The sequence below is a fragment of the Bradyrhizobium sp. 149 genome (assembly GCF_023073915.1).
Classification (GTDB): Bacteria; Pseudomonadota; Alphaproteobacteria; order Rhizobiales; family Xanthobacteraceae; genus Bradyrhizobium.
The window spans coordinates 1-23012 of the sequence record NZ_JADPKK010000009.1 but is presented as its reverse complement, the minus strand read 5'-3'; the positions used below and the strand labels follow the sequence as shown (position 1 = coordinate 23012).

26 protein-coding genes are annotated in these 23012 nt (G+C 64.3%); 15 read left to right on the top strand and 11 right to left on the bottom strand.

The genetic code is table 11. The features are described from left to right. Positions 1 to 208: 208 nt before the first annotated feature. The gene (cycA, locus tag IVA88_RS02570; protein ID WP_247495735.1) at positions 209 to 604 is read left to right on the top strand and encodes a cytochrome c-550 CycA; all 396 of its coding nucleotides are present in this window, start codon (positions 209 to 211) and stop codon (positions 602 to 604) included. A 117-nt stretch (positions 605 to 721) separates the two neighbouring features. Here cycA and IVA88_RS02565 read toward each other — a convergent pair whose 3' ends face one another. Continuing rightward, positions 722 to 1678, bottom strand: coding sequence for an alpha/beta hydrolase (locus IVA88_RS02565; protein WP_247495734.1), 957 nt, complete (start codon positions 1676 to 1678; stop codon positions 722 to 724). Between the two features lie 324 nt (positions 1679 to 2002). On the opposite strand from IVA88_RS02565, the gene IVA88_RS02560 reads away from it, so the two are divergent. Then, the gene (locus IVA88_RS02560) at positions 2003 to 2185 is read left to right on the top strand and encodes a hypothetical protein (protein WP_247495733.1); all 183 of its coding nucleotides are present in this window, start codon (positions 2003 to 2005) and stop codon (positions 2183 to 2185) included. Positions 2186 to 2196: 11 nt separating this feature from the next. On the opposite strand, the gene IVA88_RS02555 is transcribed toward IVA88_RS02560, so the two are convergent. From IVA88_RS02555 to ykgO, 3 genes are all read right to left on the bottom strand, one after another. After that, the gene (locus tag IVA88_RS02555; protein WP_247495732.1) at positions 2197 to 2457 is read right to left on the bottom strand and encodes a hypothetical protein; all 261 of its coding nucleotides are present in this window, start codon (positions 2455 to 2457) and stop codon (positions 2197 to 2199) included. A 124-nt stretch (positions 2458 to 2581) separates the two neighbouring features. Further along, entirely contained in the window at positions 2582 to 3223 is a 642-nt protein-coding gene (locus IVA88_RS02550; RefSeq protein WP_247495731.1) for a tetratricopeptide repeat protein, read from the bottom strand. Between the two features lie 130 nt (positions 3224 to 3353). Then, complete coding sequence (gene ykgO, locus IVA88_RS02545) at positions 3354 to 3479, bottom strand: type B 50S ribosomal protein L36 (RefSeq protein WP_006611362.1); 126 nt, start codon at positions 3477 to 3479, stop codon at positions 3354 to 3356. Positions 3480 to 3790: 311 nt separating this feature from the next. Here ykgO and IVA88_RS02540 point away from each other — a divergent pair, with 311 nt between their 5' ends. The 4 genes from IVA88_RS02540 to IVA88_RS02525 are packed head-to-tail and all read left to right on the top strand — an operon-like array spanning position 3791 to position 6804. After that, positions 3791 to 4675 (top strand): amidohydrolase family protein, encoded by an 885-nt coding sequence (locus IVA88_RS02540; protein WP_247495730.1) that lies wholly within the window; start codon positions 3791 to 3793, stop codon positions 4673 to 4675. 13 nt (positions 4676 to 4688) lie between these two features. Then, entirely contained in the window at positions 4689 to 5429 is a 741-nt protein-coding gene (locus IVA88_RS02535; protein WP_247495729.1) for a haloacid dehalogenase type II, read from the top strand. A 21-nt stretch (positions 5430 to 5450) separates the two neighbouring features. Then, positions 5451 to 5918, top strand: a complete 468-nt coding sequence (locus IVA88_RS02530; protein WP_247495728.1) for a YbaK/EbsC family protein — start codon at positions 5451 to 5453, stop codon at positions 5916 to 5918. A gap of 55 nt (positions 5919 to 5973) precedes the next feature. Beyond that, positions 5974 to 6804 carry an adenylate/guanylate cyclase domain-containing protein gene (locus IVA88_RS02525; protein ID WP_247495727.1) on the top strand — a complete coding sequence of 277 codons (831 nt, stop codon included), beginning with the start codon at positions 5974 to 5976 and terminating at the stop codon, positions 6802 to 6804. 65 nt (positions 6805 to 6869) lie between these two features. On the opposite strand, the gene IVA88_RS02520 is transcribed toward IVA88_RS02525, so the two are convergent. Next, the gene (locus IVA88_RS02520; protein ID WP_247495726.1) at positions 6870 to 7226 is read right to left on the bottom strand and encodes a hypothetical protein; all 357 of its coding nucleotides are present in this window, start codon (positions 7224 to 7226) and stop codon (positions 6870 to 6872) included. Between the two features lie 96 nt (positions 7227 to 7322). Continuing rightward, positions 7323 to 8306, bottom strand: a complete 984-nt coding sequence (locus tag IVA88_RS02515; RefSeq protein ID WP_247495725.1) for a tripartite tricarboxylate transporter substrate binding protein — start codon at positions 8304 to 8306, stop codon at positions 7323 to 7325. A gap of 155 nt (positions 8307 to 8461) precedes the next feature. On the opposite strand from IVA88_RS02515, the gene IVA88_RS02510 reads away from it, so the two are divergent. Beyond that, positions 8462 to 8719, top strand: a complete 258-nt coding sequence (locus IVA88_RS02510; RefSeq protein ID WP_247495724.1) for a hypothetical protein — start codon at positions 8462 to 8464, stop codon at positions 8717 to 8719. A 112-nt stretch (positions 8720 to 8831) separates the two neighbouring features. On the opposite strand, the gene IVA88_RS02505 is transcribed toward IVA88_RS02510, so the two are convergent. Next, positions 8832 to 9767 carry a LysR family transcriptional regulator gene (locus tag IVA88_RS02505; protein WP_247495723.1) on the bottom strand — a complete coding sequence of 312 codons (936 nt, stop codon included), beginning with the start codon at positions 9765 to 9767 and terminating at the stop codon, positions 8832 to 8834. A gap of 117 nt (positions 9768 to 9884) precedes the next feature. Between IVA88_RS02505 and IVA88_RS02500 the strand changes: the two genes are divergently transcribed. Genes IVA88_RS02500 through wrbA form a run of 3 tightly spaced genes read left to right on the top strand, consistent with a single transcriptional unit; the run spans position 9885 to position 12021 of the window. Next, positions 9885 to 10637, top strand: a complete 753-nt coding sequence (locus IVA88_RS02500; RefSeq protein WP_247495722.1) for an SDR family oxidoreductase — start codon at positions 9885 to 9887, stop codon at positions 10635 to 10637. A 37-nt stretch (positions 10638 to 10674) separates the two neighbouring features. Then, a complete protein-coding gene (locus IVA88_RS02495) occupies positions 10675 to 11373 on the top strand; it encodes a pirin family protein (protein ID WP_247495721.1) in 699 nt (232 codons plus the stop codon). A gap of 48 nt (positions 11374 to 11421) precedes the next feature. Further along, positions 11422 to 12021, top strand: a complete 600-nt coding sequence (gene wrbA / locus IVA88_RS02490; protein WP_247495720.1) for an NAD(P)H:quinone oxidoreductase — start codon at positions 11422 to 11424, stop codon at positions 12019 to 12021. Between the two features lie 27 nt (positions 12022 to 12048). Here the strand turns inward: wrbA and IVA88_RS02485 are convergent, their stop codons facing one another. The 3 genes from IVA88_RS02485 to IVA88_RS02475 all read right to left on the bottom strand — a co-directional run bounded on the left by IVA88_RS02485 (position 12049) and on the right by IVA88_RS02475 (position 15770). Then, positions 12049 to 13194, bottom strand: a complete 1146-nt coding sequence (locus IVA88_RS02485; protein WP_247495719.1) for a GNAT family N-acetyltransferase — start codon at positions 13192 to 13194, stop codon at positions 12049 to 12051. Positions 13195 to 13309: 115 nt separating this feature from the next. Further along, positions 13310 to 14662, bottom strand: coding sequence for an O-antigen ligase (locus IVA88_RS02480; RefSeq protein ID WP_247495718.1), 1353 nt, complete (start codon positions 14660 to 14662; stop codon positions 13310 to 13312). 40 nt (positions 14663 to 14702) lie between these two features. Next, positions 14703 to 15770 (bottom strand): glycosyltransferase family 1 protein, encoded by a 1068-nt coding sequence (locus tag IVA88_RS02475; RefSeq protein WP_247495717.1) that lies wholly within the window; start codon positions 15768 to 15770, stop codon positions 14703 to 14705. A gap of 245 nt (positions 15771 to 16015) precedes the next feature. Here IVA88_RS02475 and IVA88_RS02470 point away from each other — a divergent pair, with 245 nt between their 5' ends. Next, positions 16016 to 17002 carry a glycosyltransferase gene (locus IVA88_RS02470; RefSeq protein WP_247495716.1) on the top strand — a complete coding sequence of 329 codons (987 nt, stop codon included), beginning with the start codon at positions 16016 to 16018 and terminating at the stop codon, positions 17000 to 17002. 15 nt (positions 17003 to 17017) lie between these two features. On the opposite strand, the gene IVA88_RS02465 is transcribed toward IVA88_RS02470, so the two are convergent. After that, positions 17018 to 18046 (bottom strand): glycosyltransferase, encoded by a 1029-nt coding sequence (locus IVA88_RS02465; protein WP_247495715.1) that lies wholly within the window; start codon positions 18044 to 18046, stop codon positions 17018 to 17020. Between the two features lie 402 nt (positions 18047 to 18448). Here IVA88_RS02465 and IVA88_RS02460 point away from each other — a divergent pair, with 402 nt between their 5' ends. The 4 genes from IVA88_RS02460 to IVA88_RS02445 form a co-directional block, all read left to right on the top strand. Further along, on the top strand, positions 18449 to 19249 hold the full coding sequence (locus IVA88_RS02460) for a methyltransferase (RefSeq protein ID WP_247495714.1): 801 nt from the start codon (positions 18449 to 18451) through the stop codon (positions 19247 to 19249). Between the two features lie 291 nt (positions 19250 to 19540). Then, positions 19541 to 21916, top strand: coding sequence for an exopolysaccharide transport family protein (locus IVA88_RS02455; RefSeq protein ID WP_247495713.1), 2376 nt, complete (start codon positions 19541 to 19543; stop codon positions 21914 to 21916). Beyond that, complete coding sequence (locus IVA88_RS02450; protein WP_247495712.1) at positions 21909 to 22715, top strand: WecB/TagA/CpsF family glycosyltransferase; 807 nt, start codon at positions 21909 to 21911, stop codon at positions 22713 to 22715. Before IVA88_RS02455 ends, IVA88_RS02450 begins: the two co-directional genes overlap by 8 nt. Before the next feature lie 12 nt (positions 22716 to 22727). Continuing rightward, positions 22728 to 23012, top strand: a 285-nt coding sequence (locus tag IVA88_RS02445) for an NAD-dependent epimerase/dehydratase family protein (protein ID WP_247495711.1), incomplete at its 3' end; no start/stop codon positions are given.

The window sequence follows — 23012 nt, the reverse complement described above, 5'->3', positions numbered from 1 at the left end:
ACGTCCGCGGTGGTTTGGGTAGGCCATCCGAAAGTCGGAGCGACGATCTTGCGCGAGTTCGCTCTGGGACAAGTAGGAAATCGTGAAACCTGCCATGGTTTGGCGGCTTGTCCAATCCGAGCAGGCCTGCCAAAACGGCAAGGTCCGACGATTGCCGACCAGGCAAGAGACTGACCAGACCTCCCAGGGAAGAGACGAAGAGCATCCGATGACAAAACTGATTTTCGGCGCACTGACCATCCTTACCGCGATTGCCACCGCACCCGCCGCGATGGCGCAGGATGCCGCGGCCGGCAAGACGTCGTTCAACAAATGCCTGGCCTGCCACGCGATCGGCGAAGGCGCCAAGAACAAGGTCGGCCCCGAGCTCAACGGCCTCAATGGCCGCAAGTCCGGCACCGCGCCGGACTACAATTATTCGGACGCGAACAAGAATTCCGGCATTACCTGGGACGAAGCCACCTTCAAGGAATATATCAAGGACCCCAAGGCCAAGATTCCCGGCACCAAGATGGCGTTCGCCGGCATCAAGAACGAGACCGAGATCAACAATCTCTGGACCTACTTGTCGCAGTTCGACAAGGACGGCAAGATCAAGCAGTAAGCGCGTGAGCGGCGGCCGCTGGAGCTTCGGTTCTGATGGAATCAGAACCGAAGCTCCACCTTGTTGTTTCGACGCGTTTTCTTCACGCGAACCGGTATCCGCTTCGCTCGAAACGCTCTAATCGGCGGCCGCCTGCGCCGTGACGATTTTCCCGAGCATCGTCTCGATCTCCGTCTTCACGAGATCCGGCACCGCGTTCTGCACCATGTGGCCGAGATCAGGCAGCACGATCAGCTTCGAATTCTGTACGGTCGCGGCGAACGGGCGCGCGTGGATGTTGGTCTTCACTGTCTTGTCGGGCTCGCCGGCGATGATCGTGACCGGCGCCGATATCTCGCCGTAGCGCGCCACCTGCGCGGTAACCGCCGCCTTCAGCGTCACCAGATCATAGGCATTGGCGATGAACTCGCGCGGGCGCAGCAGCAGCGGCGTCGCGGAGTCCTGCACGAAACCATCCGGCATCGTTTGCGGCAGGAAGACATTGCGCGCGCCGGGCTCGCTCAGGAAATACCCCAGCGGCAGGGTTATGGTGTAGGCGAGCAGCGGGCCGATCACGGGCGTTGCGATGACCTCGTTGTAGCGGCCGACGCCGCCGCGCCACGGATGGGTAACGGGCGCGAGCATCACAAGGCCCGCGACGCGGCCGGGATGATCGAGTGCCAACCGGGCGCCGAGCGCGCCGCTCCAGGAATGCACCACGAAGACCGCGCGATCGATTCCGAGCTTGCCGAGCGCCTCATCGATCATCCGCGCCTGGACCTCGGGCGTCGAATCCTGCCGCCGCGCCCGCGTGCTCCAGCCATGGCCGGGACGATCGATCAGGATGACGCGATGGTTCCTGGCGAGGAGGTCGCCGAGCGGCCGCCGCATCGCTTCGAGGTTGGAGCTCGCGCCGTGCAGCATCACGATCGGCAGGCCCGAATCGCGCGGCCCGATATCGACGAGGTGAAGTACAGCACCATCGACTTCGATCATGCGGCCCTGCGGTGGAAAGGCGCGTTGCACGGCGAGGACGCCGGCCTGCGTGACCAGCGCCAGCAGAACCAGCGCAGTCACGACAGACATCACGATCATGGATGGAATCCGGGCGATCCAGGGCACAGGGCAGTTACGGGGCGTGCGGGCGGCAGTTTCGCCCGGGGCGACGCCGCGCTCCACTGAAATGGAGGGGCTGTGGATATGTGCATAATTCCAGAAGGAAAAAAGCAGCAAAATCAATGCCCTTCCTCGCAGCAAGCAAGCTTCGGAACAGCTTCATGCAGCCGTCATCGCGGCTTCCTTATAATCGCCATGGTCGGTTCCGCCATTTAGACGCGGGTGGGCGCCGATCCTGCTCGCAACTCCAAGGGGATGCGGGAAGCCGGCAGGATTTATCCTGATTTGAACCGGAGAATTTCGATGAGTTTGAGATCCAACGACACTGCGATCGACGAGATCGTGGCAAGCTGCAACGGCGACCTGCGCGGTGCCGTGCGCGCGCTGCTGCTGATCAACGAGCATCTCGAGACGGAGCTTGCAAAGGCCTACGCCGCAGCAGTCGATCACGGCCTCGCCGAGCGCGAAGGCAGCGTTTTGCATTAGGTCGCTTCGACCTAGTTTGTCCCGTCCTCGTCCTTTTCTTCGTCAGGCGTGGGTGCGGGACAGGCGCGGATCGTCGAACGGGCAAGCTTGGCATCGGCCTTCGATTTGTAGGGGCCGTCACCGAACCAGACGTCGCCGATGATCACGGGATTGCTGGTCACGATGTTGCATTTCCCGGTGGCGCGGTTGCCGACCACCCAGAACAGCCCGTCGGCGAGGCTCACCGTGCCCGACGCGAGCAGCAATATACCTGCAAAGATCAAACGCTTCATGGCTGTGCTCCCGCCATGAAAGTAGGCCTGCAGCGGCGCCACCCCTACCCCTTCTAACGCGCCGCGTGTCATCGTGGTTAATCCGCCTGCGCCGCATTCGCTCGATCAATGATCGACTTGTCCGCTAAATATCGCGGCCTTCGACCTTCTCGGTCAGCGCCTTGACCTGGTCGGGGATCTTCTCCAGGTGCGGATTGACGGCGAGCGCCTTGCGGTAGGCCTCGAGCGCGCGCTTTTCGTCGCCGACCTCCTGCATGATCATGCCGAGGCCTGCGAGCGCGCCGAAATGGCGGGGCTCGCGGATCAGCACCTCGCGAATGTCGGCGAGCGAGCGGCCATAATCGTTCTGCATGTAGTAGAGCGTCGCGCGACGATTCCAGGCTTCGATGTAGTCGGGCCTGAGCTTGATGACCGAATCCAGCAGCTTGATCGCAACCTCGATCTTCTTGGCGTCGACCGCGGTCTTGGCCCGCGCCATCAACAGCGCCGCAGTGTCGCTCGGCGTCTGGATCCAGATCGCCCAGATCCGCGCCTCGACATGCTTGGCGCTGACTTCGTCGGGCGCAGCTTTCAGCGCGCCGAACAGGAAATCGAGATTCTTGGTACGATCGACCTTGGGCAGTTTGGCCGGCGCTTCCGGAAGCTTCTTCTGCTTGCCGGGCGGGGCCGGCGGATCAATCTGCTGGGCGAGCGCCGGAGCAAGGCCAGTGGCTCCCAGCACAAGAGCCAGACATAGGGTGCGCGCGAAGAGGAATCTCACTGCCATGGTCGAAGTGTAAACGCGCAAAGCCGCCCTTGCAAAGCAGGGCGGCGTCAAACTCGTGTGAAACCGTGGTCTTGCGGGGGCGCGCGCGGGCGTCCGGCAATATCAGCCGCCAGATCAGCCTTGGCTGAGATTAGCCTTGGCGAGCCTTGAAGCGGCGCTGCACCTTGTTGATCACATAGACCCGGCCCTTGCGGCGGACCAGGCGGTTGGCGCGATGGCGACCGCGCAGCGATTTCAGCGAGTTACGGACCTTCATGGCAGAATCCTGAACGTTCGAAAGGCCGTGTTCGGCACTACCGTTTCGGCACGCGCGAATGAGGCAAAATGAGATTTTTCCCGCTGGCGGACCGACCGCCCGGGACGGGGCGGTTCTTAAGGCATGGGAGGACCGGATGTCAATGTTAACTGCCCCGCTGCCACCCAGCAAATTCTTGAAAACAACCCCATGCACAGTAGAAGCGGCCGGATCGGTCCCAATCTGCACCTCCGACGACGCCTTGTCCCACAACGCCTTGCCAAGTTCGTTATATCATATAATCAATTCGACAACCCGTCGGGAGGAAACCAATGCCGAAGTTGAAGCTGCCCAATATCGACGACGTCGTCGCCATCGACATCCACACCCATGCCGAGGAGCCCTGCGGCACCCATCTCGACGACGGCTATGACGATTTTCAGGCGCAGATGGCCGACTATTTCAAGTCGCCGCACAAGCATCCGCCGACCGTGCCCGAGACCGCGGCCTACTATCGCTCCAAGAACATCGCCGCGGTGATCTTTCCGGTCGACGCCGAGCGCGAGACCGGCTTCCGCCGCTACAAGAATGAGGAGATGCTGGAGATCGCCTCCGACCATCTCGACGTCCTGATTCCCTTCGTCTCGATCGACCCGCACAAGGGCAAGCTCGGGGTGCGCGAGGCGCGCAAGCTGATCGAGGAATACGGGGTGCGCGGCTTCAAATTCCACCCAACCATGCAGGGTTTCTACGCCAACGACCGCATGGCCTATCCGCTCTATGAAGAGATCAACAATGGCGGCGCGATCGCGCTGTTCCACACCGGCCAGACCGGCGTCGGCTCGGGCATGCCCGGCGGCATGGGCATGCGGCTGAAATATTCCAACCCGATGTACATGGACGACGTCGCGGCTGACTTCCCCGACCTCAAGATCATCCTCGCCCACCCCTCCTTCCCCTGGCAGGAAGAGGCGCTGTCGGTCGCGACCCACAAGCCGAACGTCTATATCGACCTGTCCGGCTGGTCGCCGAAATATTTCCCGCCGATCCTCGTCCGCTACATCAACTCCATTCTGCAGGACAAGATGCTGTTCGGCTCGGACTGGCCGGTGATCACGCCGGACCGCTGGCTGTCGGATTTCGCCAAGATCGACATCCGCGACGAGATCCGGCCGAAGGTGCTGAAGGCCAACGCGCGTAAGCTGCTGGGGATATAACCAAGAGGTCAGCGTGACGATCAAAGCCGTCGTCTTCGACGCCTACGGAACGCTCTACGACATCCAGTCGGTCGCGGAGACCACCGAGGATGCGTTTCCGGGTTACGGCGAGATCATCACGCAGATCTGGCGGATCAAGCAGCTCGAATACACCTGGTTGCGCTCGCTGATGCGGCGCTACCAGGACTTTGCAGCCGTCACGCGCGACTCGCTTGCCTATACGCTGCGCGTGCTTGGGCTCGCCTACGAGAACGAGGCATTCGAGCGCGTCATTGAAAAATACCTGCATCTCGATCTCTATCCGGATGCGACGGCCGCGCTCACGGCTCTGAAACCGCGAAAACTCGCCATCCTCTCCAACGGCAGTCCGGACATGCTGAATGCGCTCGTGCGCAACTCCGGCCTCGACGCCCTGCTCGACGCCACGATCAGCGTCGACGCGAAGAAGATCTTCAAGCCGAGCCAGGAGGCCTATGAGCTGATCGGCGAGGTGCTCGGCACGGCGCCGGACGAGGTGCTGTTCGTCTCCTCCAATCCCTGGGATGTCGCGGGCGCAAAGGCGTTCGGACTGAACGTTGCCTGGATCGAACGGGTGATGCCCGAAGCGATGGCGCTGGCTTGCGTCGAGAACGAACTCGTGGCACCGCTGACGATGTTCAAGGCGATCCGCTCCCAGATGGACGAACTCGGCTTCGCGCCGGATCACCGCGTCCGTGCCCTATCCGAGCTCCCCGGCATCGCCGCCCGCCCATAAGCCCGCAATGAGCCGTTTGGAATGAGCCTTCGATCCGTTCGCGATTTCTTCGCTGAAAAAGCCCCTGACATCACCGTTATCGAATCACCGATCAGCTCCGCGACCGTGCCGCTGGCCGCCGAGGCCTATGGCGTCGAGCCCGGACGCATCGCCAAGACGCTGTCGTTGCGGATCGGCGAGCGCGTGATCCTGATCGTCGCCGCCGGCACTTCGCGCATGGACAACAAGAAGGTGAAGGCTGCGTTCGGCGGCAAGCCGAAGATGCTGGGACTGGAAGAGGTCGCGGAGATCACCGGCCACGAGGTCGGCGGCGTCTGCCCTTTCGGACTGAAGTCGCCGCTGCCGGTCTATTGCGATGTGTCTCTGAAGGCGTTCGACGTGGTCGTGCCGGCCGCGGGCTCGACCCACAGCGCAGTGCGCATCACGCCCGACAGGATGGCCGAACTCACCGCGGCTGAATGGGTCGATGTCTGCGAGGTCAGGCCATAAGGCACCTGCGGGATGCCTGATGCATTTGCCGGTCAGGCAGGGTAGCCTAGCGACCATGACCGACGACAAGGTGAAACGACGACTGACCACCGTGCTGTGCGCTGACGTGTACGGCTATTCCCGTCTCATGGAAGCGGACGAGACCGGAACGTTGGAGGCGCTCCGCCGATACCGCACGGCCATTGCGCGATTGGTCGAGCGCCATGACGGCCGCATCGTGAACACCTGGGGCGATGCCGTGATTGCCGAGTTCGCCAGCGTCGTCGAGGCCGTGCAATGCGCGGTCGAGATTCAGCAGGAAATCTCCGGTCAGGACTCGGACGCACCTCAGGCGAACCCCATGCGGTTTCGCATCGGCATCAATCTCGGCGATGTGATGGTGGACGGCTCCGACATCTATGGCGACGGGGTCAATATCGCATCGCGCCTGCAAGAGCTCGCTGAACCCGGCGGCGTCGTGATCTCGAGCTCCGTCTACGATCAGGTGCACAACAAACTGTCTGTTGGGTTCGACTGTCTCGGCCAGCGCCCTATGAAGAACATTGCTCCCCTGACCAGCTATCGCCTGACCTTGGGCGGACAGGCCGCCGGGCCAGGGAGATCCCCGATCGAGGGCAGCACAACTCTCTCAGAGAGAGCACGTGCTCCGCGGCTGGACGACAGGCGCGAGCCATCTTCCGCGATGAATGTCGTGTCGGATTGGCTTGCAAAGCTGCCCCGCCCCGTTGCAGCAGCCCTCACGGTGTCGGCCTTCCTGATCATGATCAATCTTTTCACTGGCCATAAGATCTGGTTCCATTGGCCAGTCGCAGCCATTCTCTTCAGTGTGGTCTTGCGCATGGCGCTTGGACACCGGCCTGAATCAGACAGCAGGACAGAGCGCTGAACTGGACGGGACGACCGCCTCGTCGCGCCTACCACGGTCACTCCGGATCATGCGCTCGTCAGAGCCTAATCGTCGCTATAGTCATAGCGACGCGGTTGCGCCTGAGGAGGAGGCGGCGGCGCGTTGTTGTATCGCGGCACCGGCGCGACGCGATTGTTCGGGACCTGCTGCTGCGGCTGCATCTGGTTGTTGGACTGGAACACCGCGCGGCAACCGCTGGAAAGCTGGGGTGTGTTCTGCCGCAAGCAGGCCGTGATGCGGCTCACGTCGGGGATTTGGTCACTGCATAGCCGCCACACGTCGGGCGTACAGGCCATCTGCTGTTCCATGGTTCCGCGATATTCTTCGGCGGACGCAGCACTCTGTGCGACGATGCCGCCGATCGCGAGCGCTACACCCAGCACAATCCGCTCTGTCCGCATGTCCCGATCCTTCTTCAGTCTCTCGAACTGTCTTCAATCAATGAGACGTGGGGAGGTTCTGGACCAACAAAAAATTGTGAAAGCGGTGTTTGGAACCTACTCCACCTTGCCGATCTTCTTGACCGCCGCGATCAGCCGCGCGCTGTCGGTGGCAATGAACTCGGCGAATGCCGGCGCGTCCTGATAGGCGACCAGACTGCCCGACGTCTCGAATGCCTTGAGCACGTCCGGGCTCGTCATCACCTGCGCCATCGCTTCGCGCAGCCGGGTCGCTATCGGGGCCGGAAGCGTGCTCTGCGCGAACAGGCCGGCCCAGATGTACATCTCGACGTCCTTGTAGCCTAGCTCCTGGAAGGTCGGCACATCGGGGAAGCTCGCGATGCGCCGCGCACCGCAATTGCCGAGCACGCGCAGCTTGCCGTCGTCGACCTGCGGCTTCAGCGTGCCGGGTGCCGCGGCGATCGCCTGCACGGTGCCGCTGAGGATCGCAGTCAGCGCGGGACCGGCGCCGCGGAATGGCACGTGCAGCAGCTTGATGCCGGCGCTGTTTGCGAGCATCTCCATCGCCACGTGCAGCGTGCCATAAGGCCCGGACGAGCCGTAGGTGATCTGGCCCGGGCGCTTCCTGGCGTCCTCGACGAAATCCTGCGCCGTCTTCCAGGGCGCCGAGGCCGGCACCGCCAGCAGGGTGGGATCGGCCAGCACCCGCGCTATCGGCATGAACTGCGAGAGCTCGTAGGCGACCGGACGGTCGAACAGCCGATCGGCCTCGGGCAGCACGGCAAGCGAGGACAGCGTCATCAGCAGCGTGTAGCCGTCGGGCTCGGCGCGCGCCGCCGCGGCATTGCCGACGGATCCACCGCCGCCCCCGGCGCGGTTGTCAACGATGACCGTCTTGCCGAGGATTCGCTCCAGCGCCTGTGCGACAGGGCGCGCTGCGAGATCCGCCTGGCCGCCAGCTGGAAACGGCACGATCATGGTGACGTTGCGAGCGGGATAGGCTTGCGCGAAAGCCGGGCTCGACAACGCAGGCAACAACGGCAATGCGGCAGCGGCGCGCAGGACGTCGCGTCGGTCCATGGCAGCTTTCCCCCTGTTTTTCTTGTTTCGCTGCCAGCCTAGCGTGGCCGTCCGCAAGAACAAGCCGCGCGGCGGGATTTACGAAGCATTATCCATGTTCCGCCCGGTCAGGAACGTCCCCCTGGACCCATCGTTGCGTCCCAGGGAGTGGAGCGATGAATAGACTTCGGACCATCGACGTGGCGTTGGACGAGATGCTGGTGAATCTCGCGGCGATCGTGATGCGGCTTTCAAAGCCCGAAATGACGCGGACGCCGGAAGCGCGACGCGCCTTGGCGCAATCCGTTCACCAATACGCAGTTTGCGCGAGGCGCTCGAGCGACCCGCGTGTTCATGAATTGAAGTCGCAACTGGAAGAGACGTTGAAGCCGAGCTTGCGAATGGTCGCGAAGGATGGCGTGAAGGTGTCGTAGTTCAGACTCCGTCATCTTGCGAGCGCAGCGAAGCAATCCAGAGTGTCGCCGCAGAGGGAGTCTGGATTGCTTCGCGGCGCTCGCAATGACGAGGGTGTTGAAGCCGCTCGCTCTACGACGGCTTAGCCTTTCCGCGCGTCCGCCGCTTGCACGTCCCCGGCAGCTTCGCCGCGAGAAAATCGCCGAGTGCCTCGACGCGGGCAGGGCGCGGGCCGCCGGGCGGCGTCACCAGATGCACGGCGCCTTCTGCCTGCTTCCAGTCCTTCAGGATCACTTCGACCTCGCCGGAGGAAATCGCCTCACCGACGATGAACTCTGGTAGTTCAGCGATGCCGAGGCCGGCGATCAGGGCCGGCATCACCGCTTCGCCGTTGTTGACGCGAAGCTGTCCGCCCGGGCGCACGCTGGCCTGCTCGCCGGCCGAGTTGGTGTAGTGCCAGACATTGGGCGTCGAGAGATAGGCGTAGCTGAAGCATTTGTGCTCGGCCAGATGCATCGGATGCGTCGGCCGCCCATGTTGCCTAAGATAGGACGGTGCCGCCACCGTGAAACGCGGCATGGTAAAGAGCCGCCGCGCGATCAGCGAAGAGTCCGGCAACCGCGCGATCCGGACCGCCATGTCAAAGCCCTCACCGATCAAATCGATGGTCGCATCGCTCAAGTGCAGATCGACCGAGACCTCCGGATAGGCCTCGAAGAACTCCGGCAGCAGCGGCGCCACCGCCTTGATCCCGAACGTCATGGGCACCGCGAGCCGCACCAGGCCCCGCGGCGCCACCGACTGCGCCAGCGCCTCGTTCTCCGCCGCCTCGCCATCGGACAGCAGGCGCGTCGCACGCTCGGCCAGCTTATGCCCGGCATCGGTCAGCGCGAGCCGGCGCGAGGTGCGGTTGAACAGCCGGGCGCCGAGCCGCTCTTCGAGGCGCGTGACTGCCTTGGACACCGTCGCCTTGGACATCGCGAGCTCCCCCGCGGCCCCTGCAAACGACCGTAATTCCACGACTTTTGCGAAGATTGCGAGCGCCTCGAAATCCGGGAGTTTGGCCATGACAGCGGATCCAATTGGGCTGTTAACGGAAACAATGTGTTTCAACAGTTTCTATTTCTATACCACAAGCGGAAGCTTATCCAAGGGTCATCAGAAATTCAGGAATGGAGAAATCCAATGACCAAGAAACTCTCAGGCAAGGTTGCCCTCGTCACCGGCGGCTCCCGCGGTATCGGCGCGGCCTCTGCCCGCGCCCTCGCCGATGAAGGTGCGGATGTCGCCATCAGCTACGTCGCTTCTCCCGAAAAGGCAGAAGCGGTCGTCACCGAGCTGAAGGCCAAGGGCGTCAAGGCGCGCGCCTTCAAGGCGGACCAGGCCTCGGCGAAGGACGTGACGCAGCTCGTCAACGATGTCGCCAAGGAGTTTGGCCATCTCGACATCCTCGTCAACAATGCCGGCGTCGCGAGCGGCGGCGCGATCGACGATGCCAATGCCGACACGGAAGCGCTCGCCCGACAGGATGCCACCAACGTGCATGGCGTGATCGCGGCGATCCGCGCCGCCTCGCAGTTGATGGGTGAAGGCGGCCGCATCGTCACTGTTGGTTCGATGCTTGCCGACCGCGCCTCGTTCCCGGGCCTTGCCGACTACGTCGCCACCAAGGCGGCCGTGGTCGGCTACACCAAGGGCGCGGCGCGCGACCTCGGCCCGCGCGGCATCACCGTGAACGTGGTGCAGCCCGGCTCGATTGACACCGACATGAATCCGAAGGACGGCGGCGAGTTCGCCGAGACCCAGCGCAAGCAGCACGCGCTGCAGCGCTTCGGCCGCCCCGAGGAAGTCGCGGCCGGCATCGTCTTCCTCGCAAGCCCGGAGGCCTCCTTCGTCACCGGCACGGTGCTCAACGTCGACGGCGGTTTCGGCGCCTGATCCAGGCGCCACTCGTCCAACATAAGGAATGGCGCAGATGATCGAACTCAGACCCTTTGCAAAGCTCGGCGGCGCCGATCACGGCTGGCTCAACGCCAAGCATCATTTCTCCTTCGCGAGCCATTATGACGCCAACAACATGGGTCACGGCGCCTTGCGGGTGTGGAACGACGACGAGATCGCGCCGAACACCGGCTTTCCCGCACATCCGCACGCCAACATGGAAATCATCACCTATGTGCGCGAGGGCGCGATCACCCATCAGGACAGCCTCGGCAACGAAGGCCGCACCGAGGCGGGCGACGTGCAGGTGATGAGCGCCGGCAGCGGCATCCGCCACTCCGAGTACAATCTCGAGCCGACCAAGACACGCATCTTCCAGATCTGGATCGAGCCGACCGCGCGTGGGGGACAGCCGACCTGGGGCTCCAAGCCGTTTCCGAAAGGGGACCGCTCGGGCAAGCTCGTCACCATCGCGAGCGGCTTCGAGGATGATACCGACGCGCTGCCGATCCGCGCCGATGCGCGGGTGCTCGCCACCACACTGAAGGCGGGCGAGAGCGCGGAGTACCTGCCGCAAAAGTCGCGGCACCTCTACCTCGTGCCCGCGGCGGGCTCGGTCGAGGTCAACGGCGTGCGCGTCAATGCCCGCGATGGCGCCGCGATTCGCGACGAGGAGAGGCTGAAGATCACCGCGCTGGAAGACACCGAGCTCGTGCTCGTCGACGCGGCGTAAGCGCCAATCTCACAGAATAACTCAACTCATCATTCGACGGAGACCATCATGACCAAAGTTCTCGTCCTGTATTATTCCGCCTATGGCCACATCGAAGCGATGGCCAATGCCGTTGCCGAAGGCGCGCGCGAAGCCGGCGCTACCGTCGACATCAAGCGCGTGCCCGATCTGGTGCCGGCCGAGGTCGCCAAGGCCTCCCATTACAAGGTCGATCAGGCCGCACCCGTCGCGACGATCGAGGACCTCGCGAACTACGACGCGATCATCGTCGGCACTGGCACTCGCTTCGGCCGGATGGCATCGCAGCTGGCGAACTTCCTCGACCAGGCCGGCGGGCTCTGGGCCAAGGGCGCGTTGCACGGAAAGGTCGGCGGCGCCTTCACGTCGAGCGCGACCCAGCACGGCGGCCAAGAGACGACGCTGTTCTCGATCATCACCAACCTCCTCCATTTCGGTATGACCGTGGTCGGCCTGAACTACGGCTTCGCCGGCCAGATGAAGCTCGATGAAGTCACAGGCGGTTCGCCGTATGGCGCCACCACGATCACCGGTGGCGACGGCAGCCGCCAGCCCAGCGCCAACGAGCTCGCCGGCGCGCGTTATCAGGGCCGCCAGATCGCGGAGACCGCCAGGAAACTGCACGGCTAGCGGCACGGCTGATGCGAGGAGGCGGCGTCAGCGCGTCCCCTTGCCCATGGCCCGCGCCGCGAGAGCGGCGAGCTTGGGGTGACGGCGCAGGCCCTGCGCGGCGTGGTCACGCCACGCGAAGGGCATGCCGCGCCAGGACAGCGCAACGCTGACATCGGTCAGCGGCACCGGTTCGGCACCGAAGCGGCGCTTGTAGTCCTGGTTGCCGATGCTGAGGTCGAAACGGCGCACGCCCTCTGCATGCAGCGCCGCCATGGTACGCTCGGTCACGAGCAGTCCCGGCGAGCAGCTCGACCATGAATCTCCGGCGTGGCTGATGCGCAAGAGAAAATAGGTCGCACCAAACCTGACGCCGAGCGTGGTGGCGACGACGGCCTCGTCGCACACCAGCGCCGAGATGACGGCGTAACCGTCCGCGACACCCTGACGGGCGACCGCGCGATAGAATTGCGCATGGGCTTGGTCGTTGAGGACGAAGCGCGAACCGAGCTTTCGCATGCGTGCCTGCTGCTGGACATCCATCACGTCCAGCAGCTCGCGCACACGCGCGACATCGGTGGCGATCTCGAATCGCGCGCCGGCGTGACGGCTGAAGACGCGCCAGCAGCGCGGCATCTGCATGCGCTTGATCGAGGCCTGGTAGTCCTCATAGTCGTCGCCCGTCAGCACGAGGTTGCCGTTGAGCGAGCAGGATCCGATCCGGCCGAGCGACACCAGCGGGTTCGGATTGCCGGCGATATGGGTCGGCATCTTCTTCAGGCGCAGCAGATCGAAACGATCCGGCAATGCGCGCAATGCGTCGATCAGCGCCTTGCCGATCGCATCCGTCGCTGCCGCGTCCAATACGGCATCGAGCGCCAGGACCGGCGCGTTGTTGTCGGAGACGCCGCAATCGGCGAATTCGACGACGCGGATGCCGCGCCTGAGATGGCTGATCATCGGCACCACCGCGATGTCCCTGCCGGTCGCGGCATCGGAGATCACTGCAATCAGCGGCGCGAGGTCGTGAAACGCTTCGTACCAGGCGCTGAGCCAGTAACTATGCTGGAATGCAGTGCGATGGCCTGCGCTCAGGCGCGATGCGGCCTGCTGCCAGTCACGCACGAAATCGATCGCGATTCCCGACGTGCTGAACACAAGACCATCTGGTTGCTCGACACTGAGGAACGTCATCCGCGGGACATACGATTACTGAGTGTTTCCTGATAGATTATGTTTTGTCGCAGACCACAAGTTGCGTCACTGCTTATCGTTAAGCCGATGCCACTGAGCCGCCTGCGATACGCCGTCAGGGTTCCGGTTCCATTTGCGCGACGCACTGGAACCTAGCCAGGAAGTGCAGGCCGGCGGCGGCGACAGCGAACATGAACCAGATCGGGTTCTGCCGTTCGAGCAGGAAGGTCTCGGTGGCCCCGTAGTACAGGCCGAACAGCCACACGGTCAGGAACAGCTTTGCCAACGCACCGCTGTGGTTGTGAGTCCGGGCCGACTGGAAATTGCCGAGCGGCGCGAGCACGAAGACGAGGATCACCAGCACCAGCCCCGGCAGGCCGATGGTGACCGCGAGGTCGAGATAGCTGTTGTGGCTGTGCGCCGCGCTCGTCGCCCATTCGGCGCCCTGGGCGGTCTGCCGCGCGGTCACATCGTCCCAGAAGGCGGCATAGCCGTGACCGATGATCGGCTTCTCGGCGACGGCTGCGAGCGCGAACTCCCAGATGGCGGAACGGCCGGTGAAGGTGGGATCGAGCGGAAGCAGCCGCGTCATCGCTCCGAGCGCCGGGCTCAAGACGCTGCCGACCGTCAGCAGGTTCATCATGATCAGCGGCACGAAGCAGATGATTCGCTTCAGCCACAGGCTTGGCGTGACCCAGACCAGGGACGCGAGCGCGTAGATCGCAAGGCACAGCACCGACGACGTCTTGCCGCCGGTGAAGATCAGAAACATTCCGGCCAGCGCGGCGATCGCCGGGCCCATCACGAACGAGCCGACAGCGGACAGGTAAACGCCGACATAGACCAGGATGGTCATCACGGGCGAAGCGATGTTCTTGTGGCCGAAGCTGCCGCGCCAGTCGCCGGCCAGCTGCGGCTCGGTGACGTCGAGTGCGGTGTGGATCGAATATTGCGGCGCGAGGAAGACGCCGAGATAGCAGAGCGTAAGCAGGACGAGCGCGGCGCCGCCGAGGCACAAGTTGAAGCTGCGCTGCGTCGGCGGCAGCAACGGCAACAGCACCGCGAGCGACATCACGCTGGCTGCGAGCACGAAGCGCTGCATCGAGATTCCGCGGTTCTCGGAGAAGACGATGTTCATCAACAGCCAGCCGACCAAACAAAGATGCAGCGGCGTCACCAAGGTCTTCAGCGCAGGCGCATCCGTTGCGGCGACGAACAGGACCGCGACCGCGGCCAGCAGGCCCCATGAGACATAGGTGAGCGCCATGCGCCCGCCGACGATAGTGGTGACATCCTCGCTGCGCAGGTCCGGAAACGGATCGAGCGTCACCAGCACAAGGAGCAGGGCTGCGACCGCGACGAGGCAGCGGGCCGCCCCGACGGCGTTGACCCCCGCAAGCCCATCGCGCAGGACGTAGCCGAACGATCGGGCCTCGACGTCGGTGATGTCAGTGGCGCTGCGATCCATGGCTCGGGGCTGTTGGTGAAGCCGGAGGAAGCTCCAAGTCTTAGCCGGTCCCTGTTAAGCATCCGTCAACCAGTCCGCCGGAGCTCTGCGGCACCGCCTGCTGCCGCACGATGCTCCGCGCGATCTCGTAATATTGAAGTGCGCGCTGTTCCAGCGTGAGATTGTCGAGCACGAAGCCGCGCGGATCGAACGTATCGGCGGCGCACCCGGCCCAGAAATCGTTCCAACCCGCCTCGAAGCCCGCGATGTCGATGAACTTGGCGCCGCAACGATCGTCCCAGTACGGCACCGACGACACCGGCGCGAACTGGACGCGATGCGGATAATAGTCGGGGTCCCGCCAGGGGCCGCCGGGATCCCAAGCGAGCACCGGCACGCCGCAGGACAAGGCCTGCTGATAGGCGATGCCCTGGCTCTCGTTCTGGCACAGGAAGATCATCGCACGTGATTGCGCCAGAGCGGCCTGATAGTCTTCCTCCTTGTAGCTGCCGTAACGCAGCTCCGTGAACGAGCGGCCCTCCCTGGTGAGCCGGGCGCGGACGGGCTCGATCAGCTCCGGTGCGTAGCGCTCGCGGTCCCAGTGGACCTTGTCGTAAATCAGGACGTCGACGGTCTTTTGCGACGGCGGCGACGGCGCCCAGAGATCCGTGTCGATACCGACCGGCCAGGCTTCCGTGTCGGGCCAATGCGGCCGATACATGTCGGCGTACCACGGGCCGGGCACCACGACCTTCTTGACCGGCAGGCGCTTGAACAGGTCGGGATCGTCGAGCGGATGATTGTGGGCGGCGACGCCGAGCAGGATCGGATTTTTCCACGCAAACTTGTCGAGCAGGAAGGTGCGGCCGATGATGCAGGCGAGTTCGCCCGGATGCTGAGCGATGTAGCCATAGTCGTTGACGCGATAGCGGATGCCGAGCCGATCGAGCCCCGTACAGAGATTGAGGAACACGCGGAGCTGCCCGCTCATGCGCGGCTCGCCGAGCAGCATGCGGCGCGCCATGCGCCGCAGATGCCGGTCGCCGGGAAACCAGCGATCGTCCTTGTCCTCGTAGAACAGGTTGAGGACCATGTCGTCGGGATCGTAGTCGAATGTCTTTGCGGGCACTTGGTCCATCCGCGGCAGTCCGGTGCGCATTCTCGCATGGCACCGGCTGTCGCACTCTTCCAAATTTGCCACAGGCTTAATGCCGGCGGCTTAACGCTAATCTACGAAACCGACGCTGCGCCGGTGTTCGCGGCGACGATTTTTTTCCAATACGAGTATCATTCCTACGACCAGGGCTGCGATCGATCGCATCCCAATTCGGCAGACGCGCCCTGGTTAACAGACCCTTAAAGGCGAGCCTTAGCTTGATCACCGCGGAAGAAATTCTCGATTTGCCGGCCACATCGCGCGTCGCTCCGGCGGCGCGCCTGGCGCTGCAGGTCGGCTCAACCACATCGGTGTCCGTCGTCATTCCGGCCAAGAACGCTGCGGCCTATGTCGGCGAAACCCTCGCCAGCGCACTGGCGCAAGCCGAGGTCAGCGAAGTGATCGTCGTGGACGACGGCTCGACAGACGACACCACCGCCATCGTCCGCGCCATTCGTGATCCGCGACTGCGCCTGATGACCAACGGCGCCGCCGGCGTATCGGCAGCCCGCAATCTCGGCGCGCAGCATGCGAGCAGCCAATGGCTGCTCTTCCTCGATGCCGACGATCGCCTGCGGCCCGGCGCGGTCGCGGCGCTGCTGGCGGCTGCGCGGGGTGCGCCGCGAGCGGTCCTCGTCTACGGCGACTACAACACGATCGACAGCGAGGGACAGCAGATCGGCCGTCGGGATCTGCTGAAAGGACGCCGCAAACCCTCGGGCGACGTGCTGGCGCGGCTCGCGGCCGGCAACTTCATCGTCAATGGCGGCATCGCGCTGGCGCGTGCAGAGGCTTTCCGCGCCATCGGCGGCTTCGACGTCTCGCTCCGATATTGCGAGGACTGGCACTGCTGGTGCCGTCTTGCCGCGATCGGCGAATTCGAGTTTGCGCCCAACCTTCTGCTCGACTACCGCCTGCACACGGCCAACACAATGAACGCCGCGGTGCGGACGCCGCAGGATTTCTTTCCGGCGATCGCGCGGGTGTTCGACGACGGGCTGATCGTGGCGCGACTGCCCGCGGGCATGGCGGCCGGGCTGCGCCAAGCCGCCGAGGTTCATCTCGTCACGTATTCGGCGATGCAAGCGGTCCGCTTCGGCAGATATCGCCAGGCTTTCGCCTATCTCGCGATGGTCGGGCGCCGCTCGCTCAAATCGCTGCCCCGTTCCGCGGTCAGGGTCGCCCTCGCCCGCTTTGGTATTTAGTCCGCCACCTCGACGTCAGGACGCGATTTTCGAGGCCTTATAGGGTTTCGGCTCGATGCCGAACGCGGCGAGCACCGAGCCGAGCGCGACCATCACGGGATGCATCGCGACGACGGCCTTCGACGATTTCAGCAGACCGGCCGCGCGCACCAGCGACAGCGGCAACCGCACGAACGTCTGCGCAAACACCCACACTCGCGCCGCGGCGCCCTGCGCGGCCTTGGACTGCACACGATAGTTGATCGCGCCGATGCGCAGGCCCCGCTTCACGATCCAGCCGAAGCTGGTGCGGCTTTGCGGCACCGTTTCGGTAATGACTGCCTCCGCCGTCCAGTGGAACGTCATGTCGGCATCGCGACATCGCACGAAGAAATCGCAGTCGCCGCCCCCGAGGAAGTTGAAGCGCGGGTCGAAGGCGGGACGGGCGAACCTCTCGAACGCCGCACGCGTGATCAGGCAATTGCCGCAGCCATAGATCAGCGGCACCGCCCCGCTGTAATCATAGGCGGGACAGAAAACGGGATGACGCGAAAGCCAGGGCTTGCTGTCGTCGTCAAAGAGCGGCAGCACCGGCCCACCGACGACGTCGGCGCCGGTCGCCTCTGCGGTGCGAACCATCAGTTCGAGCCAATCGGGCGAAGCGATCTCGTCGTCGTCGATCATCAGGAAGCGGGTCGCGGCGGGAAACAGCGCCAGCGCCGTCTCGAAAGCGGCGTTGATCGCCTGGACGTTGCCTTGCCTTGTCTCAACCAGGCAGACCCCCTGAAGCCTGCCATCGACGAGATACTCCGCGGCCACCGGTGCGCTTTCCCGCCGTACCGCGTCGTTCTCGACCATGACGACCGCGAAGGAGCGCGGGGTGCGCTGGCTGGCAAGCGAGTCCAGCGTCAGCCGCAGGTGTTGTGGGCGGCGGAAGCAGGGGATGCAGACGACGATACCAACCGACAGGTCGATAATTCGGGAGCTCGCCGCGATCTCCCGGGCCGGATCGCGCACGGCATCCGAGATAAGCGCGGCGGACAGGTCTGTCGGGATCAAGGTCATGACGCTCTAGATGTCCGAGATAGATTGAAAAAGCCCTGCTTCGACCCTGCGGATCGGCGCCGTCCCGCCACGGCACATCGCCGGGACAGGCACGTCCCAAAATGAACGGCCGGCCCGAGGATCGCGACGGCGGCACGCCGCCGATCTCTGGCCGTCCCGGTGCAACACCATACGCTTAACCGCTTTCGTGTGTTTCTGCTGCGAAACCTTGTGCGCGTGATACTGCAATTCGCACTCCACCGTTCCGATCGCGGTCGCCACGGCGGATACCTTAGTTAACGCACATGTTCATTAACCCGGCCGTAAGCACCGCGACGGGTGAAGCCCCGCGGCACCGGATTAGCTCTACGGGCACACGAGATTTTTCCTGTAATTTGAGTCGAACAAGCGCGGTCAGAAACAATGAACAAGCCAGCCACGATCGATTTCGCGACAGCCATGCCGATCCAGATTCCCGCGGACATTCCCCACACTCAGGCGCTGCACGATCTCGTCCCCGGTGAAGCGCGCGACAGTCTGCTCGCCGTCCACGACGTACTGCGCCGCGAACTGCCGCAGGGGCAACTCGCCACCTACGAAGCCGGCGGCGGCTCGTGCAGCGTTCTGCCACCGGAATTGCTGAGCCGCAGCAGGGTCACCGTCGTCGACATCGACGAGGACCAGGTCCGCAACAACAGCTACGCGGACGAAGCGATCCTCGGCGACGTCCAGACCTACCGCTTCGGGCGCGAAACCTTCGATCTGGTGATCTGCTACAACGTGATCGAACATCTTCCCAACGTCGACGCCGCACTGCTGAACTTCCGCGATGCACTCAAGCGCGGCGGGATGATCCTGATCGGCGCGCCCAATCCGCGCTCGCTGTCCGGGGTCGTCACCAAATACTCGCCGCACTGGTTCCACGTCTGGTTCTACCGGCACGTTCGCGGCATCAAGGATGCCGGCTTGCCGGGCGAGCCGCCGTTCCCGACCTTCTTCCATCCCCTGGTGTCACTGCCGAGGCTCGAAGCGTTCGCCGCCGCCAACGGCCTCGAGATGATCTACCGGCGGGAGGTCGAGAGCCCGCGCTATCCCGAGATGCGCCGGCGCAAGCCGCTGTTCGCAGCCTTGGTCGATGCCGGCGCAGCCGTGCTGAACGCCGTGCTTCCGCGCGGGACCGACGTCCGCCGCGGTGACTATCATGTCATCCTGCGGAAAAATTGACGGCCATGTCGCGCGCGCTGCCGATCGCAACACGAGCGAAGCCTCGCAGCCACGCCGCACGTCGTAACGAACTGTTAATCTCTGAAGGACGCCGCCATCGCACGCGTCAGGGAGACGCATCGAAGAGTGGCATGCGCTTAAACGCTTTGTTTGCCATTTCGGTGAATAGTCCCTCAATGAGTATGGTTAATTTTCCCTGTTGCGTTGAGTGGGCACCTATATCTGAGGTGCGTGGCGTAGAGCGAAGAGTAACCCCTCAGCACGCGACAGTTGGAATGAAAGCTGGGGATCATGCTTGACTATAACCAGCCGATAGATCGAGCCAGACCGGAGGCCCCGCAGCAGCGGCCTCAGGCCGGCTTCAACGTGCTGGAGCTCGTCAATTTACTCTGGCGGCGGAAGATCGCGATTGCCGCTGCCGCGCTGCTCGGTGCGACGCTTGCCGTCGCCGTGGGCAAGAGCCTCACGCCCCGCTACACCGCCACCGCCCAGCTCTATGTCGACCCCCGCGAGCTTCAGCTCGTCGATCGCGAGCTAACGCCCCGCGCGCAGGACGTCTCCGGCATGTCGATGGTGGTCGAGAGCCAGGCGCGCCTGATCACCTCCAACAGCGTGCTGCTCCAGGTGATCCAGCAGGCTGATCTGGTCAAGGATCCCGAATTCGGCGGCGGCGGTGATGGCAAGAGCCTGATGTCGTCGCTACTCGGCCTGATCGGCCTTCAGCCCGGCGCGCCCTCCGCCACGGAGAAGAAGGAAGTGCAGCTCGCGGCCCTCGAGGCGCTGAACCGGCACATCACGATCCGAAAGACCGAGAAGAGCTTCATCGTCGACATCGAGGTCTGGTCGATCGATCCGGCCAAGGCCGCGATGCTCGCCAATACGCTGACCAGCGCCTACCTCGCGGAATCCCGCAACTCACAGGCTTCGGCCGCGCGGCGCGCCACCAACGATCTCTCCGGCCGCCTGAAGGAGCTGCGCGAGCGGCTGCGCAACGCCGAGACGGTGCTTGCGACCTACAAGGCCCAGAACAATTTCGTCGGCACCCAGGACGCGCTGATCAGCGACCAGCAGCTTTCCGCCAGCAACCAGCGGCTTTCTGCCGCCCGAGCGGCGACGATGGATGCGCAGGCGCGCCTCGACCAGATCGAAGCGAGCCGACGCACCGCGGCAGATGCGGGCGCGAACTCCGAGGCGCTGCAATCGCCGACTATCGCGAACTTGCGCGCGCAATATGCCGACGCGCGCAAGAAATATGCGGAGCAGGCCGGCGAGCTCGGCCCGCGCCATCCGGCGCTGCGCCAGACCGAGAAGCAGGTCGAGGATCTCAAGCGCACCATCAACGAAGAGATCGATCGCTTCGCCCAGTCCGCCAAGAACGATTTGACGCGCGCCCGCGACTTTGAAGGCTCGCTCAGTCGGGCGCTGGAGGCGCAGAAGCGGCAGAGCGTCCAGCTCAGCCAGGCCGCCGTGCGCCTGCGCGAACTCGAACGCGAAGCCGATGCCAGCCGTGACGTCTATCAATCCTTCCTCAAGCGCTCGCGCGAGACCGAGGAGCAGGAGACGCTGAACACCTCGGCGGCCCGAATCATCGGCGAAGCGACGGTGCCGCAGCGGCGCTCGTTCCCGCCGGCGATGAGCCTGTTCGCCATGATCGGCTTCATCTTCGGCGCGATCGCTGCTTCGAGTTGGTTCGTCGGGGCCGAACTGCTGTTCGCCGGTGCGTCCGCGCCGGCACCCGCGCCAGCCCGTCCCAATCGCACTCCGTTGCCACAAGCTCCACGAGCTCCAGAGCCTTCGCGGGCTCCGGAGACTGCGCGGCCTCTGCAAGTTTCCCGGACCCCGGAAGTCGCGGAGGCTCTGCCGGAACTTGCCGCCCCACCGCTGCAACCTTCGATGGCCGAAATGCCCTCGATCGAAAAGCCGCTGATCGCCCGCCTCCAGGAGGCCGACGTCATCCACACGCTCGGTGCCATTCTCGCCACCGGCGGTGGCGTCGACCTCACCCGGCTGGGCTGGCCGACGCTGCGCCCCGGCTTTCCGCTGACGACGCTGCTCAACGCCTGGCGCGACATGCGCGCCGCGGTGGCGCGGCGCGCCGGCGGCAAGACGATGCCGGTCATCGCGCTGGTCGGCGCCAGTGAGACCACCGGGCGCAGCGTGACCGCGCTGAATTTCGCGCTCGCGGCCGCGCGCGACGGCGCCCGCGTGCTGATGATCGATGCCGACCATCAGGCGCACTCGCTTTCGAACAAGCTCGACCGTCCTGGCAAGAGCGAACCCAGCAAGCTCGGCTGGCTCTCGATCGGAAGCAAGGCCGCGCGCGAGATCAAGACACTCAACGGCATCTCGGTGTTGCCGGCCGCCGAAGGCGACGCCGGCAAGGCCACTGACGCCATCCGTAAGGCCGTCGAGCAGGCGCGCTCCGCCGGCGGCTATGACCTCGTGATCCTCGACGGCCCCGCGGCTCCAGTCACGGCCGACAGCCGTAAGCTGCTCGACGATGCCGATGCGCTGGTGGCGGTGCTGCCGACCAGCTTCGACATCAACGACGGCCTGGAAGAGATCCTGAACACGCTCGGCCGCGCCGAGCGGAAGCTCGTCGGCGTCGTGCTCGACGAACTCACCCCTACGGCCCAAGCGCGCCAGCGAGGCAGACAATATGCTTGAGCGCCGCATCAATCTGGAGGGCCGGGCCGCAACCGCGGACGTGCCGCGGATCACCGTCGGTGGCCTTCGCATGGCCGCGCTCGACCTGGAAGCAACCGCCGATTTCATGATCGAGGCAACGGATCCGCGCCATCGCATCGGGCGTCCGCTGCACCTGACCTCGGCGAATGGCGAGGTGCTGGCGCGGTGCTCGACCGAACCGGAGACCGAACGCCTGTTCCGCGGCGCCGACCTCATCAACGCCGATGGCCAGCCGCTGGTCGCGGTCTCCAGGCTGCAATCCTGGTTTCCGCTGCCCGAGCGCGTCGCCACGACGGACTTGTTTCACGTCGTTGCACGCAAGGCTGAAGCGGTCGGCCGCACCTTCTACATGTTTGGCGCCAGCGAAGACGAGAACGCCGCAGCGGTCGAGAATGTCCGCAACCTCTATCCGAACCTGAAGATCGTCGGGCACAGCCATGGCTATCTGCGCGGCGAGGCCCTGCGCGCGAAAGTCGAAGAGATCAACGCGCTCGCGCCGGATTATCTGTGGGTCGCGCTCGGCGTGCCCTCCGAGCAGGCATTCGTCGAGGAATTCACGCCGCTGCTGACCAATGTCGGCGTCATCAAGACATCCGGCGGCCTGTTCAACTTTTTGTCGGGTAGCCGCTCCCGCGCGCCGCAATGGATGCAGAAGATCGGGCTGGAGTGGGCCTGGCGCACCTTGCTCGAACCCCGCCGCCTGTTCTGGCGCTATTTGACCACCAACCCGCGCGCAATCTATCTGCTGTTCAGTCGCAACCGGCCCTTCAATCGCTGAGTAGACAACGACATGACCGACCGACCCACTGTCCTCGTTACGGGAGGCGCGGGCTATATCGGCTCGCATGCCTGCCGCGCCCTGGCTGCCGCCGGTTATCGGCCCGTCGTTTATGACAATCTGTCGACCGGTCATCGCGGCTTCGTCGCCGGCCCGCTGATTACCGGCGACCTGCTCGACGGCGCAGCGCTGGCGCATGCTTTCGCCGACCACAACATCGCGGCGGTGATGCATTTCGCGGCGGCTAGCCTCGTCGGCGAGTCCATGAGCGACCCGCAGAAATACTACATCAACAAC

Bases quoted from the DNA above. Each gene is read 5' to 3' on its own strand.
- cycA (WP_247495735.1), top strand. From the start codon at position 209: ATGACAAAACTGATTTTCGGCGCACTGACCATCCTTACCGCGATTGCC.
- IVA88_RS02565 (WP_247495734.1), bottom strand. From the start codon at position 1,678: ATGATCGTGATGTCTGTCGTGACTGCGCTGGTTCTGCTGGCGCTGGTC.
- IVA88_RS02560 (WP_247495733.1), top strand. From the start codon at position 2,003: ATGAGTTTGAGATCCAACGACACTGCGATCGACGAGATCGTGGCAAGC.
- IVA88_RS02555 (WP_247495732.1), bottom strand. From the start codon at position 2,457: ATGAAGCGTTTGATCTTTGCAGGTATATTGCTGCTCGCGTCGGGCACG.
- IVA88_RS02550 (WP_247495731.1), bottom strand. From the start codon at position 3,223: ATGGCAGTGAGATTCCTCTTCGCGCGCACCCTATGTCTGGCTCTTGTG.
- ykgO (WP_006611362.1), bottom strand. From the start codon at position 3,479: ATGAAGGTCCGTAACTCGCTGAAATCGCTGCGCGGTCGCCATCGCGCC.
- IVA88_RS02540 (WP_247495730.1), top strand. From the start codon at position 3,791: ATGCCGAAGTTGAAGCTGCCCAATATCGACGACGTCGTCGCCATCGAC.
- IVA88_RS02530 (WP_247495728.1), top strand. From the start codon at position 5,451: ATGAGCCTTCGATCCGTTCGCGATTTCTTCGCTGAAAAAGCCCCTGAC.
- IVA88_RS02525 (WP_247495727.1), top strand. From the start codon at position 5,974: ATGACCGACGACAAGGTGAAACGACGACTGACCACCGTGCTGTGCGCT.
- IVA88_RS02520 (WP_247495726.1), bottom strand. From the start codon at position 7,226: ATGCGGACAGAGCGGATTGTGCTGGGTGTAGCGCTCGCGATCGGCGGC.
- IVA88_RS02515 (WP_247495725.1), bottom strand. From the start codon at position 8,306: ATGGACCGACGCGACGTCCTGCGCGCCGCTGCCGCATTGCCGTTGTTG.
- IVA88_RS02510 (WP_247495724.1), top strand. From the start codon at position 8,462: ATGAATAGACTTCGGACCATCGACGTGGCGTTGGACGAGATGCTGGTG.
- IVA88_RS02505 (WP_247495723.1), bottom strand. From the start codon at position 9,767: ATGGCCAAACTCCCGGATTTCGAGGCGCTCGCAATCTTCGCAAAAGTC.
- IVA88_RS02500 (WP_247495722.1), top strand. From the start codon at position 9,885: ATGACCAAGAAACTCTCAGGCAAGGTTGCCCTCGTCACCGGCGGCTCC.
- IVA88_RS02495 (WP_247495721.1), top strand. From the start codon at position 10,675: ATGATCGAACTCAGACCCTTTGCAAAGCTCGGCGGCGCCGATCACGGC.
- wrbA (WP_247495720.1), top strand. From the start codon at position 11,422: ATGACCAAAGTTCTCGTCCTGTATTATTCCGCCTATGGCCACATCGAA.
- IVA88_RS02485 (WP_247495719.1), bottom strand. From the start codon at position 13,194: ATGACGTTCCTCAGTGTCGAGCAACCAGATGGTCTTGTGTTCAGCACG.
- IVA88_RS02480 (WP_247495718.1), bottom strand. From the start codon at position 14,662: ATGGATCGCAGCGCCACTGACATCACCGACGTCGAGGCCCGATCGTTC.
- IVA88_RS02465 (WP_247495715.1), bottom strand. From the start codon at position 18,046: ATGACCTTGATCCCGACAGACCTGTCCGCCGCGCTTATCTCGGATGCC.
- IVA88_RS02460 (WP_247495714.1), top strand. From the start codon at position 18,449: ATGAACAAGCCAGCCACGATCGATTTCGCGACAGCCATGCCGATCCAG.
- IVA88_RS02455 (WP_247495713.1), top strand. From the start codon at position 19,541: ATGCTTGACTATAACCAGCCGATAGATCGAGCCAGACCGGAGGCCCCG.
- IVA88_RS02450 (WP_247495712.1), top strand. From the start codon at position 21,909: ATGCTTGAGCGCCGCATCAATCTGGAGGGCCGGGCCGCAACCGCGGAC.